Below are 15,423 nucleotides of genomic sequence, written 5' to 3' on the forward strand. Positions count from 1 at the left end.
AGCCCCTTCGTTTTGTTAACTAATAAATCTATTGATGGTGATTCTCTTGAAGCTTTTCCATTACTTGATCAAGAGAGAAGCTGGCTGCTTTCTGTCTTGGAGGGAACTCTTCAAACGTCGCCAAGAATTTACCGACATAGGCTTGCGCAGGAACCAGCATATAGGCATGGTCAAGAACCCAATCGTAGTATGTATTAGAAGTCACATCCGCCACTTCGTATGGGTCCATACGTAGGTTAAAGATTTTAGGTACTCGCAGTGGCGTAAACGGTTCTGCCCAAAGACGAAGTGTGCCTTGTGCACGTTGCTCTAAGAACACGATCTTCCAATTATGGTAACGAAGTGAACTCAAATCACCGTCATCAGTGAAGTAGAAGATCTCTTCACGAGGGCCTTGTTCTGTTTTACCGGTTAAGTACGGCAAGAAGTTGTAACCATCAAGATGGACTTTGAATTCTTTGTCACCAGCAGTATGGCCTTTCAACAGTTTTCGTTTGATTTGGTCATCACCCGCCGCAGCAAGTAGTGTTGGCATCCAGTCCATGTGGTGCATGATTTCGTTAGAAACAGTGCCCGGTTCAATCTTACCCGGCCAACGAACCATCGCAGGAACACGGTATGCCCCTTCCCAGTTGGTGTTCTTCTCGCCACGGAAAGGCGTTGTACCTGCATCAGGCCACGAGTTCATGTGCGGGCCATTATCGGTCGAGTAGAATACGATGGTGTTGTCGGTAATGCCTAGATCATCCACTTTCTTCAACAGCTGACCTACGTGGTTGTCATGTTCAACCATCCCGTCTGCATAAAAGCTGATGCCAGTGCGGCCAAGGTTGTCTTCTTTGACGTGAGTACGAAAGTGCATTCGCGTTGCATTCCACCAAACGAAAAACGGTTTTTCAGCCTTTACTGCACGGTCCATAAAATCAAGCGCCGCGTCTAACGTTTCTTCATCAACGGTTTCCATGCGTTTGCGCGTTAATGGCCCCGTATCTTCAATCTTACCGTCAGCAAAAGACTTAATGACACCACGAGGGCCAAACTTCTTACGAAACTCCGGATCTGTCGGGTAATCCACATTCTCAGGTTCTTCTTCGGCATTCAGGTGGTAAAGGTTGCCAAAGAACTCATCAAACCCGTGATTCGTAGGAAGGTGCTCGTCCTTATCACCTAAGTGGTTTTTACCAAACTGACCTGTCATATATCCCATAGGCTTGAGCATTTCTGCAATCGTTGCGTCTTCAGCCTGTAGCCCTAAATCAGCCCCCGGAAGACCAACTTTACTCAAACCGGTTCTTAAAACAGATTGACCAGTAATGAAAGTGGAGCGACCCGCAGTACAAGATTGCTCACCGTAGTAATCGGTAAACATCATGCCTTCGTTGGCAATGCGGTCGATGTTAGGCGTTTTGTATCCCATTAATCCAAATGTATACGCACTGATATTCGATTGGCCAATATCATCGCCCCAAATGACCAATATGTTCGGTTTCTCTGCGGCAAAACTACTACTCGTTGCCCCAATAAACGCTGTGGTAAGAATGGCTAATCGGCGTTTCAAACCGTATTTCGTTCTCATATAAACCTCTGTTTAGTAATGTAATGTGCCTCCTGCACAACAAATTTATATTTCACGAATCAATGAGACCAATAGGCATAAAATAAATCTCACCCAAACTTAATGCCTAGCGAATTAGGTATTTCGCCCAGTGATATAAGCAAAATAACAAGACGCCATTTTCTACTCTAAAACCGTATGACACTTGGTTTAACATGGGGTTAACGATGATGACAAAAGCTGAAGCCAAGGCAAAAAAAGAGGCTCCGAAGAGCCCCACGTTTACTTGCAATCAATTTATTTATTGTGACTTTCCTGCAACTTCTCCATCACCTGATCAAGTGAGAAACTTGCTGCTTTTTGTCGCGGTGGGAATTCTTCGAACGTTGCTAAGAATTTACCCACATAAGCCTGTGCTGGAACCAACATATATGCGTGGTCAATCAACCAGTCGTAGTATGTATTCGACGTGATGTCCGCTACTTCGTATGGGTCCATGCGTAGGTTGAAGATCTTAGGCACACGTAATGGTGTAAACGGTTCAGCCCAGATACGTAGTGTTCCTTTTGCACGCTGCTCTAGGAATACAATCTTCCAGTTGCGGAAGCGAAGTGAACTCAAATCACCATCATCAGTGAAGTAGAAGATCTCTTCACGTGGGCCTTTCTCTTCTTTACCAGTTAGGTAAGGCAAGAAGTTGTACCCATCAAGATGGTTCTTAAATGTCTTATCACCTGCCGTGTAGCCTTTTAGCAGCTTCTCTTTGATTTGATCATCACCCGCAGCGGCTAGGAGCGTTGGCATCCAGTCCATGTGGTGCATAATTTCGTTGGAAACGCTGCCCGCTTCAATCTTACCAGGCCAACGAACCATTGCAGGAACACGGAACGCACCTTCCCAGTTAGTGTTCTTCTCACCACGGAATGGCGTTGTACCCGCATCTGGCCAAGAGTTCATGTGCGGGCCGTTATCGGTTGAGTAGAATACGATGGTGTTGTCTTTGATGCCCAAGTCATCCACTTTTTTCAGCAGCTCGCCTACTTGGTTATCGTGTTCAACCATACCGTCGGCATAAAAACTGATACCTGTTTTACCCAAGTTTTCTTCTTTCACGTGAGTACGGAAGTGCATGCGTGTTGCGTTCCACCAGACAAAGAAAGGTTTGTCTGCCTTCACGGCTCGATCCATAAAATCAAGCGCCGCATCTAACGTTTCTCCATCCACCGTTTCCATACGCTTACGCGTTAGAGGACCGGTATCTTCGATTTTGCCGTCAGCAAAGGATTTAATAACACCGCGAGGACCGAATTTCTTACGGAATTCTGGATCTTTCGGGTAGTCCACATTCTCAGGTTCTTCCTCGGCGTTCAAATGGTAAAGGTTGCCAAAAAATTCGTCGAAGCCGTGGTTAGTTGGAAGGTGTTCGTCTTTGTCGCCAAGGTGGTTTTTACCAAACTGACCTGTCATGTAGCCAAGTGGTTTAAGCATTTCTGCAATCGTTGCATCTTCCGCCTGAAGACCTAAATCTGCGCCCGGAAGGCCAACCTTACTTAAGCCCGTTCTCAATACCGTTTGTCCGGTAATGAAGGTAGAACGGCCTGCAGTACAAGATTGTTCGCCGTAATAGTCGGTGAACATCATGCCTTCTTTCGCAATGCTATCGATGTTCGGTGTTTTGTATCCCATTAAGCCAAATGTGTAAGCACTGATATTAGATTGACCGATATCATCGCCCCAAATGACCAGAATATTCGGTTTCTCTGCTGCGATACTGCTACTTGTCGCGCCGATAAAAGCAGCGGCAAGGATCGCTAATCGGCGTTTCACGCCATAATTCGCTGTCATATAAACCTCTGTATGTAATAGAAAAGTGCATCCTGCACACAAACGTATAGCTCACAAAACAGACTAATGCGAATCAAATGGCATAATTACACTTTAGTTAAAACTAAGGTCTTATATCCCTATTTAGAAAGCGGATTAACGTGACCTGAGTCTCGCTTCAGTTTTCCCCACAAATCCTAAGGTCGAAACAATCAACTGATAAAACAACAAGTTATTTCTCTACATAACTTATGGTTATAAACACTATAAAGCGACATTCTTCAATTGCATCATTAACTTAATAGCCAACGAAGCATGGGCGGTACCTAGGCTTCTTTTCCAACTTACAACCAATTTGGAGTTTTTATGGCTAACCAAATGAGCAAGCTGGCTGTCGGTCTCGGCGTACTGGCAACCTCAAGCGCAGCAGTGGCAGCAGACAAACCAAACATCCTAGCGATCTTTGGTGATGATGTTGGTTACTGGAACATCAGTGCATACAACCAAGGCATGATGGGTTACGAGACCCCGAATATCGACCGTATTGCAAACGAGGGTGCACTATTTACTGATCACTACGGTCAGCAATCTTGTACTGCAGGCCGTGCAGCATTTATCACAGGCCAAGAACCGTTCCGTACTGGCTTGCTTACAATCGGTATGCCAGGCTCTACTCACGGTATCCCTGATTGGGCACCGACCATTGCAGACCTACTTAAAGGTCAAGGCTACATGACGGCTCAGTTTGGTAAGAACCACTTAGGTGACCAAGACCAACACTTGCCAACTAACCACGGTTTCGACGAGTTCTTCGGTAACCTTTATCACCTCAATGCTGAAGAAGAACCAGAAACTTACTACTACCCGAAAGATCCTGAGTTCCGTAAAAACTACGGCCCTCGTGGTGTAATCAAGTCTTTTGCTGACGGTAAGATTGAAGATACAGGCCCAATGACGCGTAAGCGTATGGAGCACGCGGATGAAGAATTCCTAGAAACGTCACTGGCGTTCATGGAAAAAGCAGTGAAAGCAGACAAGCCATTCTTCATCTGGCACAACACCACTCGTATGCACGTTTGGACTCGTCTACAAGAGAAATACCAAGGTAAATCAGGCGTAAGTATCTACGCTGACGGTATGCTTGAGCACGATGACCAAGTAGGTGTTCTACTAGACAAACTTGATGAGCTAGGTGTTGCTGATAACACCATCGTTATCTACTCAACCGATAACGGTGCAGAAACGGTAACATGGCCTGATGGCGGTGCAACACCATTCCACGGTGAGAAAGGTACCACTTGGGAAGGCGGTATGCGTGTACCTCAACTTGTTCGTTGGCCTGGCGTAATTGAACCAGGTACTAAGATCAACGAAATGATGGCACACCAAGACTGGCTACCAACACTAATGGCTGCAGCTGGCGTTCCTGACGTGAAAGAGAAGCTAGCGAAAGGCTACAAAGCGAACGGTAAAGACTGGCGCGTACACATCGACGGTTACAACTTCATGCCTTACTTCCAAGGTAAAGAAGAGAAAGGCCCTCGTGAGTCACTACTTTACTTCACAGCAAACGGCGAGCTAAACGCGGTACGTTGGAATGACTGGAAACTGAACTTCGCGGTTCTTGAAGGTGATATCTCTAACGCGATTCGCTTCTCTCCAAACTGGCCACAAATCATCCACCTACGTGCTGACCCATTCGAGAAAGCACCGCACGAATCAGGTATGTACCTGCGCTGGATGGCAGACAACATGTGGTTGTTCGTACCTATCCAAGACGTTCTTGGTGAATTCTTCAAGACGCTGCCAGATTACCCAATGCAGCAAGGTCAGATGATGAACCCAGCGTCAATTAGCTACCAATCTCTTGGCCTACAAGGCAAGATGAAGCAGCTAGAGCAACTTCAGCAAGAAGTTAAAAAAATGAACTAGTTTCTTTTGCAACTACCGAAAAAGCCCACCGATTTAGGTGGGCTTTCTTTTTGTCGCGACCTTCCCCGCCCAAGCAAAACTTCTAAACATGTCGCACTTTGAAGCCTCTTTATAAATAACTGATAGCTTTCTCATTCATCACGTTGATTTTAAGCAAGTCATTATTGATAATAGTTCGCATTATCGATAATGAGTAATGTGTCAACATGTTTAGCCCAACGTCAACCCCCGTTCAGCCAAAGCCAAACTGGTCATCGAGTTCACCCGTTCCTGCTCCTTCAATCTTATTGGTCGAAGATGACCCAGATCTCAACCTTCAACTCACCCGACTACTTAGAGAGCAACGCTATCAAGTCATCTCGATGTTTTGCGGGGATGAAGCCGTTAAGGTTTTTCAGCAGCAAGACTTTGATTTGGTCATACTCGATGTCAACCTCCCTAACCTCGATGGTTTCGAAGTGCTTAATGTCATTCGTTCTCAGTCACAAACACCCGTAGTTATGCTGACTGCATTTGGTGCAGAAGAATATCGAATTCAGGGTCTTAAATACGGAGCGGATGATTACATCACCAAACCCTGTAACTTCACCGAGGTGAGTTTACGCATAGAAGCAATTTTACGTCGCACCCAACTCACCAAGCAGCCCAATTCCGCAACGCAACTCAGTGAGAGAGAGTTACTTCTCGATAAGCAAACTCACACGGTAACAATCCATCATCGCCCTGAGATGGACCCCATTCAATTAACACCTATTCAATTTAAACTGTTGTGGACGTTAATCGAGCACCGCGAAGAGGTTCTGAGTAAACCCTTCCTTTATCAGACCGTACTAGAGCGTCAATTTAGCCAATATGATCGAGCCTTAGACATGCACTTAAGCCGTGTCCGCAAACGTCTTATCGCGGAAGGTATGTCGAACGACCGTATCCAGACCGTGCATGGCAAAGGGTATATTTTCAAATGAAGAAAATGTTGTTCTGGCGGCTGTTTGTCGTCTTATCTCTCGGTGTGGTCATCTTCTTTTCTTTGATTCATAGCGCTGCCATTCTTTCTAATGAAAAGATGAGCTACCTCAAGAAGTCTCACCGTCAACAGATCCTCGACTGGGGCTCTACTGCACAAACCTATATCGACCAACAAGATTGGCAAGGTTTGGACACTTGGTTAGAAGAACTCGCTGCGAACGAGTCTACTTGGGCAACGGTTCTGCAATCACACCTAGACGTAAAAGGCGGCAATTCACTCAACGAGCGCTTTTGGGAAGGCTACGGCATTGGTCGAAGTGTTGAGTGGAAAATCCACCTCGATTTTCCAGATAATCCAATCATGGAAGTGCCACTTTCTCCTTTTGGTTATCATTTTCTGATTCTACTGCCTGACCGAATGCGCCCCGGCACTTACATGTCCCATGCGTTTTGGCTGTTCCGTTTTGTGATTCCGTTTCTCTCTTTACTGGCACTTACGGTGTATTTGTACCGTTACGTCATGCGTCCATTACAGCAGTTCCACCGAGCAAGCCAAGCTTTCAGCCAAGGGGATTATTCGGCGCGAATTGGGCAAACCATGAAGTTAGGCAACGATGAAATAAGCCAAGTCGCGCGGACTTTCGACAAAATGGCGGAGCGAACCTCAGACGTGATTCAACACAACAGAAACTTAATCGCCGACATGTCACACGAAATACGTACCCCACTCGCTCGTATAGAAATGGCCATAGACTGCGTCGATAAAAACATTGAGCGCGAGCAAATGTTGCAACGCATTAAGAGTGATACTCATAAGATGCGCAGTACAGCAGAAGACACTCTCACCCTTGCATGGATTGAAAACGAACAACCGAACCTCAGAACGGAAGCATTTGACTTAGCGGAACTGGTTGAAATCATCGTTGAAGATGCACGATTTGAATACCCCGATAGGCACGTGTTCCTGCAGCAAGATGAACCACTACCGATCCGTGACTCCAACCAAATGGCACTCAGCCAATCGTTAGAAAACGTCATTCGCAACGGTTTACGTTACACCCAACCCAATGAAGCGCTAAGAATTGAGGTGTTAAACAGTAGCGAGCATTATCAAATCGTCATTACCGACTCTGGGCCCGGTATCGACCCAAGTTTGTATCAACTAATTTTCAAACCTTTCTTTAAAGCCAATAATCAAATCGCATCACGTAAGGGCTTTGGTGTTGGGTTGGCATTAGCAAAAAGGCATATTGAAGCCGTTGGCGGCAAGATCGTTGCCTACAATGCGCCGGAGCGAGGTTTAGTGATGGATATTACCTTGCTCAAACGACGTTAAGCATCACGCGTAACAAGGATTGTAACAGTTGTAAAAGTCGTTTACTCAGCGTGGAAGAATCACCAAAATCCCACTCGATAATAATTCTCATTAACAATGGAGGTTACGGTGTCTGCTTCAACCGTATTTAAGCTAAGCCCACTTACCATCGCGCTTTTAGTGGCGTCACAAGCGACTTACGCCAAGGATGATATGGAAGTTATCGAGGTGACCGGTCACACACCGGAAGGCGTCGATATCTCGATAGACTCTGACCAACTAGCTAAGTCCCAAGCTCAAGATCTTAATGACATTTTCAGAAAGGATGCCGAAGTCAGTGTCGGTGGCTCATCAGGTATCTCTCAAAAGATCTACGTCCGAGGTCTAGAAGATACGATGCTGAATGTTTCTATCGATGGTGCAGAACAATCCGGTAACCTATTCCACCACCAAGGTCGATTATCTATCGAGCCAGAGCTGCTTAAACAAGTCGATGTAAGTGCAGGCGCTGGACGAGCAACAGACGGCTCTGGTGCACTTGGTGGTGCAATTAAATTCACCACAAAAGATGCACACGATCTACTCGCTGCAGACCAAACCTACGGTGCAATGTTGAAAGGTGGCTACTACACCAACAATGAAGGCTACAAAGTATCGGCAAGTCTTTATGGTGAAGTCGCCGATCAACTTGGTTTGTTGGCATCATTCGGTTACATCGATGGCGACAACATTCAAGATGGCAAAGGTGAAGAGCAGCCTTATACAGCGCTAGAACAGCAAGTGGCCCTCCTTAAGCTATCCGGTCAACTTAATGACGAACACTACCTCTCGGTAAGCTACGACTATCGTAATGACGATGGACGACGCTTGAATCGCCCGCACTTCCAACCAAGTTTCAAAAACGAACCTTTAGACCAAGAGACGGACCGCTCGACGTTCACCTTAAACCACAAATACAGCGCGAGTGACCTTTTCAATCTCGATACGACCTTCTACTACACGGACAGTCGTCTTGCCCACAAAGATCACCCACGTTGGGGAACGAGCGATGGCTCAATTCAAACTTCGGGCGTGAAGATCTTCAACACTAGCAAACTCACCGACCATACTTTGGTTTACGGCCTAGATTACAAGAAAGACAAATCAGAATTTGAGACCAATTACGATGGCAAAAAGGATGATGAAGAGAAAGGCACTGTCTACGGTTTGTTTGTTCAAGACGATTGGATGCTGACAGACGCTCTCATTCTCACCGCAGGTGCTCGTTATGATTGGTATGAACTTACCGATAACATGGACCAAGACTTTGACTCAAGTGGCTTTAGCCCTAACGTTGGTATCAATTACAACGCCTTTGAAGGTTTGAACCTATTCGCGAGCTATGCGGAAGCGTTTCGCGGGCAACAAATCAAAGAGTTATTTGTCATCGACTACCGCGAAAATGCTCCAAACCGTAAGCCAGAGGAGGCACGCAACCTAGAACTGGGCGCAAACTACCAGTATGACGAGTTCTTTGCTGGCTTAACCTTCTTTGACAGCACCATCAAAGATGTCGTCACCAATCAAGGGGCTGTGTACACCAATGTTGGCGATTTAGATAACCAAGGCATCACCGCTTACCTAGGTTATGCGATTTCAGATGTGTCAGCTCGCTTGAGCTACAACCAATCACGCCCAGAACTCAATGGCACTCCACTATCGGATGAAGACTCGACCCTAGGCACATCAATCGGTGACACTTGGGTGCTTGACCTGATCTATCAACCGATGGAAACACTGGAGTTTGGCTGGAATGCTCGATTTGTTGAACGTCTAACCGACGTGGCGGACCCAAGCGTTCATCCAGAAAAGCCAGGCTACGGCGTACACGATGTTTACGCATATTGGATGCCAATTGCTGACGAAGAGTTATCTCTAACGCTGTCTGTGAAGAACGTATTCGACAAATACTACTTTGACCATGCATCGTACATGGAATACATCGGTAGCCCTGTCGCCCAAGGCTACGCAAGCCCGGGGCGAGACTTCCGCTTTAACGTGACTTACGCGTTCTAGGTTTGTCTCTTACTTTGGCATTGACCTAACAATAACAACCCGGAAATCGGAGCAATTTGCTCCGATTTTTGGTATTTGGCGACTTATTTTGCTTTAATTAACGCAAATTCAATTTACTCAAAATAACTCAATGAATTTACGTTTAATTTTCACACTGTGTATCGCCACTCTGTTTGCAGGTTGTGCGACCTATGCGGGCCTAAACTACGACAAACTGTTTGGCCCTGAAGAAGTGCGCGAGCGTACTGTTGCTCTTGAGACGCCCCAAGCGGACTTCTTTCAACATGAAGTAAAACCTATCGTCGATAATCGATGTGTGGTTTGTCACGCCTGCTACGATGCCCCTTGTCAGTTAAAACTCTCTTCCGTAGAAGGCATTGACCGTGGTGCAAGCAAAGCTTTGGTTTACGAAGGCACACGCTTGACTGCAGCAGCCCCAACTCGCTTATTTGAAGACGCGCAAACTACGCAAGAATGGCGTGATGCTGGCTTCCATCCTGTGCTCAACGAGCGTGAGCAGAGCATGGCGGCTAATATGGATGCAGGTTTGATTGCTCGTATGCTTCAACAAAAGGAACGTCATCCACTCCCTGCTCAAGTTCAATTAGAAGGCTTCGATTTTTCCATCGACCGTGAACAAACGTGTCCGACGATTGAAGAGTACGCAAAATACGAACAAGACAACCCAACATGGGGAATGCCTTTCGGGATGCCGAATCTAACGGCGATAGAATATCAAACGCTCATGCTTTGGCTGGAAAATGGCGGCATCATGAACGCACATATCCCGCTTACCGAGCAACAAAAATCTGAGGTTCAGAAGTACGAGACGCTGCTGAACAAGAGTTCTCGCAAAAACCAGCTCGCCGCTCGTTATATTTACGAACACCTTTTCTTATCGCACCTGTTCTTTTCTGAACTGGATGCTGAGCAACCACGCTTCTTTACTCTCGTCCGCTCCTCAACGCCACCGGGAGAGCCAGTAAAACGCATCACAACGCGTCGTCCTTATGATGATCCGGGTGTTGAACGCGTGTACTACCGCATCATTCCTGAGCAAGGCACTATTGTCGACAAGACGCACATGCCGTTTGCGCTGAACAAACAACGTATCGAGAACTGGAAAAAATGGTTCATTGATGCCGATTACGAAGTAGCGAAATTACCAAGCTACGAGCCTGAAATCGCCGCAAACCCAATGACCGCATTCATCGATTTGCCGGTGAAGTCGCGCTTTAAGTTCATGTTGGACAACGCTCAGAACACCATCATGGCTTACATCAAAGGCCCGGTATGTCGTGGTCAGCTAGCATTAAATGTAATTAATGACCGCTTCTGGGTATTCTTCCTAGACCCAGACAAAGCCGACATTCCTGAAGTCAACGAGTTCTATCGCTCACAAGCAGCTAACCTAAAACTTCCCGGCGAGCTTGAGAGCAATACTGTGCCAGTTACCAACTGGGTGAAATACTCGCGTCAGCAAGCACGCTACCTAGAAGCCAAATCTGACTTCATCAACAAATGGTTTAAGAACGGTGAGCACCTATCAACCGACGTAATTTGGGACGGCAACGGTACAAATCCAAATGCTGCTCTTACAGTCTTCCGTCACTTTGACAGCGCGTCAGTAGTGCAAGGTTTGGTGGGCGAACAGCCGAAAACGGCTTGGGTTTTGGACTACGCTCTGCTTGAACGTATCCACTACCTACTTGTTGCCGGCTTCGATGTATACGGTAACTTTGGCCACCAGCTGATTACCCGAATGTTCATGGACTTCTTACGCCTTGAAGGGGAAAGTAATTTTATTGCCCTACTTCCTGCTGATATGCGCCACCAAGAACATTCAAGTTGGTATCAGGACCAACCGCGTCAACTAAGCGACTTCTTACAACGCAACGTTGCACCATTTAGCCAACCGACCAGTGTTGTGTATCACACCGACGATCCTAAATCGGAGCTATTGGATATTCTGCGCAAGCAAGTATCACCTGTCTTGTTGCCACGATACGACATCATTGATACCGCGCTTACCGTAGAGAATGAGCAACAGTTGGCGAGCATAAACCAAGTTCGTGGTGAAGGGCTAAAAACGGTACCGCAAATCACAATGCTGATGGTGCGCAGCAAATCCGGTGAAGATGAGCTTTTCACTCTTATTCATAACAACGCTCACATCAACATTTCTAGCCTGTTTGATGAAGAGAGCAATCGAGACTTCGCGAACGATGACATGACCATTGTTCGAGGCGTGGTTGGCAGCTATCCAGCGGCGTTTTTCTCTATCGAAGAAGATCAAGTAAAAGAATTTGTCGATCAATTTAGCACCCTTCAATCCGAGGATGATTACGTTAAGTTACTGGATAATTTTGCTATTCGCCGAAGCTCTGAAAAGTTCTGGCCATTTAGCGATCGTATCCACGATTGGTATCGTACAAAACAACCGATCGAATTTGGTTTACTTGACTATAATCGTTTTGAGAATCGATGATGATTTAAGGGGGTTCTCATGAGTATCCGAGACAACATCGCCGCTCTCGAGCAACAGATATACGTTGCCTGCTCAGAGGGGGATTACGACACGGTCAACATGCTTGAGCACCAACTCGAATACTTGCGTGGCAGAATGGAACATCCGTTCGAAGATGATCCTTATGCTCTAGACACTCGGTTCGAGTGGGAAGATGATCTGACCGAATAGAAAAAAACCTCCGGCGCAAACCGGAGGTTTTTGTATATAAGTGGCGCTGAAATCAAACGACCGATGTTATTCAGCCATTAACTCATCCAGCGCAATCACTGAATCACTCACCTGCCCTTTCAAGTCGGCTCTAAGCATTGTGTAAGCCTCTAATGACTCTGATGCAATCTCGATGCTTTGGCAGGTATTCATTAGAGCCGTCAAACCTAAACTGCCTGCGCTGCCTTTTAGTTTATGAGCGAGATCTTTTACTGCACGACTTTCACCGTTTTGTGCAGAACTTTCCATTTGGCTCAAAACATCAGCGCTGGTTTGTCGGAACAAGTCGATGATGTGAAGCATTTTCTCTTTGCCCAAAATCTTCATGTCTGACTGAATCACGTTAGGGTTGATGATAACCATCGCTGGCTCCTCTGCTGTTAGGTCTGTTGTGACGGACACAGTGTCGTTGTCACTTGTTGTAATTATCTCATCCTGAGCAAGGCACTCCCCACTTTGGGGAAGCAGTAATTGTTTGCCATCCAACATATCTTGGATGAGTGCAGAAAGCGCTTCTTTTTCCATTGGCTTAGGCAGATATCCGTCAAAACCCGCCGCCAAATAACTTTCAACTTCTTCAGCAAATACATGGGCAGAAACTGCCACCATTGGCGTTGGATTGAGTGCTTTATCCGAAGGCTTATTGCGCTCGATACGTTTGAGGCGGTGGATTAAATCAGCACCATTGCAATCTGGCAAGTTGATATCGACCAATGCAATGTCGAAATCATGCTTGTCAATGATCTGCTCCGCCTCTAATCCATTTTCTGCCAAAATAACTTCGTGTCCCATGCTCTCCAAGAAGCCTTCCGCTACCACACGGTTCACTGGGTTATCTTCCACAACAAGGACCTTCGCTCGAATTTTACAACGCGCACTAGCAATCGATACGGTTTCTACCGGTTCGCTTTCCTCTAAAGGAATCGAGAACCAGAAACGGCTGCCGTGCCCCTCGTCTGAGTCTACTTCCAAGCAGCCACCCATCGCTTGGATAATACGTCGACTGATCGCTAAACCTAATCCGGTTCCGCCAGTTTGATTCATGCCGCCTTCAGCCTGAGTGAAAGCATCAAACAACGTCTTTTGATCTTTCTTGGCAATGCCAATACCCGTATCAGAAACTTCAAATAGAACCTGAGTTTCATCTTCTGGATTCAAGCTAACATAGATGTCGATTTCACCCTGCTCGGTAAACTTAATCGCGTTACCAACAAGATTGTTCAATACCTGATTGATGCGAATGACATCACCTTTCCAATAGCGGCCTACATCGCTTTCAATGTGGTAAGAGAACAGCAATTTTTTCTCTTGTGCTTTGCCGTTCATCAATTGGAACGTATCTTCAACCATCTGGTGTAAATCAAAGCCCAAGCTACGTATTTCCAAATGTCCCGCTTCGATTTTCGAGTAATCCAACACATCGTTCAAAATTGCGAGTAGCGTTTTACCACTGCGGTTGATGATTTCAGCGTAACGTTTTTGGATCGGGTTCAAACCAGAATCAATCAATAGACGCGCCGTACCAAGAACACCATTCATTGGAGTACGAATTTCATGGCTCATGGTTGCCAAGAAGGCCGATTTCGCGCGGCTTGCTTGTTCCGCTTGTTTGCGTGCTTTTGCGTGGTTCAGCACTTCTTCGTTCAAGCGTCGGTTCGCTTGTTTCAACTGAGAAGTGCGCTGTTCGATCAGCTCTTCTAAGTGTTCTTTGTGCTCTTCCAACTCACGTTTTGCTTGCGCTTCACCTTCTGCCACCACTTTTAATGCTTGCGCGGTGTTTCTCGCCGTGATGATCGCCTGCCCCATGTGTGCCAGCTCATCCTTGCCTTTCACTTCCAGCTCTACGGCGAGGTTACCCTGCGCCACCGAAAGCAATGCAGAAGAGTATTCACCCAGACGTTTGATTACCGAAACATAAACCACGCGCCAAAGGATGAGCACAACGATAATCAAACCGATGATTGAAATTACCGTCAGTGACCACTGTGCAAACTTTAGCGTACTTGTCAGCTTTTCAACGGCAATTCTGGTTGTTTTGTTGGAATCATCCACCAGCTTGTTTACTGTCCCGTTTAGCTCTGAAAAGAGTTCGAGGGTTTTCTGCATTAACTGCTGAGATTGCTCGTTGTTCTCATACTGCTGAAGCAAAATAGTGAACACCACCTGACGCTTTCCAAGTTCGGTAAGCAATTGGCTCATTTGCTCTGAACGCGTCGGGTCTTCTACCGCAAGCACGCGGCGCTTCATGATTTTCAGGTTATCTTCAAAGGCGGTTTGAATTTGTTGGATGCGGTCAACATTGGTGAGCGTGCGCGCTTCTTCAATTTGGTTAAGCATTTTGAACGCCAGCAAGTGCAGCTCATGAAGTCGTTCTGTCAGGTCTAGATCGACTTCAACAAGAGCATCCAAAGCTTGGAATGCTTGCGCTTTCTTATTGGCATCAAGAAGGTCATAAATGTGCGTCACATTCGCGACTGCAATCGTGCTGGTGTTTTGAACTTGAGTACGAGTCAGCTGCTCTAGCTCTTCACTCAGCAAACGCATTTCTTCTACGCGCGTGTCGATCTCTTTCGTCAGCCAAAGCTTACGTTCTACTGTAACGCCAAGCTCTGCCAAGTTATCAATGACGTTCTGGACATTGTTTTCCAATGCTTCAAGCAGCTTCGAATCAAACGACTCACTGCCAAGCTCTTTAATATGCGTAAGTAACGATTCGAGCTGTTCAAAAAGAACGCGCCCAGCTTCTTTACGTTCTTGCTCATTCTGAGCATTAGAGAGCATTTGTACCGACGAAATAATTCGTGTACTGAGCTCAGAAACTTGACGAGCTTCCAGCATTGCCGGGATGGCACTGTCCACGACGTTCCTTTCTGTTTTTGCTACCAGAGAAAACCCTGATACACCGATTAATGCTGATATCATCACCAGCATTGCCATCGCAATGAAAGACAACAGCAGTTTTCGACCGATGCTTGCAGTAGCTAGCAACATATTTTCCTGACCTTAATGTTCGTGTTCGGCGACATATTACGTTATATT

Annotated in this window: 9 protein-coding genes; 6 read left to right on the plus strand and 3 right to left on the minus strand. The window is 46.3% G+C overall.

Annotated features, from left to right (window positions below; genetic code table 11):
- Positions 1 to 28 precede the first annotated feature (28 nt).
- Both A9237_RS22370 and A9237_RS22375 read right to left on the minus strand, forming a co-directional pair.
- Complete coding sequence (locus A9237_RS22370; protein WP_078609710.1) at positions 29 to 1,576, minus strand: arylsulfatase; 1,548 nt, start codon at positions 1,574 to 1,576, stop codon at positions 29 to 31.
- Between the two features lie 276 nt (positions 1,577 to 1,852).
- Entirely contained in the window at positions 1,853 to 3,400 is a 1,548-nt protein-coding gene (locus A9237_RS22375; protein ID WP_020196647.1) for an arylsulfatase, read from the minus strand.
- A gap of 345 nt (positions 3,401 to 3,745) precedes the next feature.
- Between A9237_RS22375 and A9237_RS22380 the strand changes: the two genes are divergently transcribed.
- The 6 genes from A9237_RS22380 (at position 3,746) to A9237_RS22405 (ending at position 12,345) form a co-directional block, all read left to right on the plus strand.
- A complete protein-coding gene (locus A9237_RS22380; RefSeq protein ID WP_005437756.1) occupies positions 3,746 to 5,311 on the plus strand; it encodes an arylsulfatase in 1,566 nt (521 codons plus the stop codon).
- A 206-nt stretch (positions 5,312 to 5,517) separates the two neighbouring features.
- Positions 5,518 to 6,276 carry a response regulator transcription factor gene (locus A9237_RS22385; protein ID WP_078609711.1) on the plus strand — a complete coding sequence of 253 codons (759 nt, stop codon included), beginning with the start codon at positions 5,518 to 5,520 and terminating at the stop codon, positions 6,274 to 6,276.
- Positions 6,273 to 7,613 carry a sensor histidine kinase gene (locus A9237_RS22390; protein ID WP_078609712.1) on the plus strand — a complete coding sequence of 447 codons (1,341 nt, stop codon included), beginning with the start codon at positions 6,273 to 6,275 and terminating at the stop codon, positions 7,611 to 7,613. Before A9237_RS22385 ends, A9237_RS22390 begins: the two co-directional genes overlap by 4 nt.
- A 108-nt stretch (positions 7,614 to 7,721) precedes the next feature.
- Entirely contained in the window at positions 7,722 to 9,647 is a 1,926-nt protein-coding gene (locus A9237_RS22395; RefSeq protein ID WP_078609713.1) for a TonB-dependent receptor domain-containing protein, read from the plus strand.
- A gap of 130 nt (positions 9,648 to 9,777) precedes the next feature.
- Positions 9,778 to 12,135, plus strand: coding sequence for a fatty acid cis/trans isomerase (locus A9237_RS22400; protein ID WP_078609714.1), 2,358 nt, complete (start codon positions 9,778 to 9,780; stop codon positions 12,133 to 12,135).
- An 18-nt stretch (positions 12,136 to 12,153) separates the two neighbouring features.
- Positions 12,154 to 12,345 carry a hypothetical protein gene (locus A9237_RS22405; protein ID WP_005447215.1) on the plus strand — a complete coding sequence of 64 codons (192 nt, stop codon included), beginning with the start codon at positions 12,154 to 12,156 and terminating at the stop codon, positions 12,343 to 12,345.
- A 66-nt stretch (positions 12,346 to 12,411) separates the two neighbouring features.
- Here A9237_RS22405 and torS read toward each other — a convergent pair whose 3' ends face one another.
- Positions 12,412 to 15,375 (minus strand): TMAO reductase system sensor histidine kinase/response regulator TorS, encoded by a 2,964-nt coding sequence (torS, locus tag A9237_RS22410; protein ID WP_038896261.1) that lies wholly within the window; start codon positions 15,373 to 15,375, stop codon positions 12,412 to 12,414.
- Positions 15,376 to 15,423 lie beyond the last annotated feature (48 nt).

Source organism: Vibrio owensii, assembly GCF_002021755.1.
GTDB lineage: Bacteria > Pseudomonadota > Gammaproteobacteria > Enterobacterales > Vibrionaceae > Vibrio > Vibrio owensii.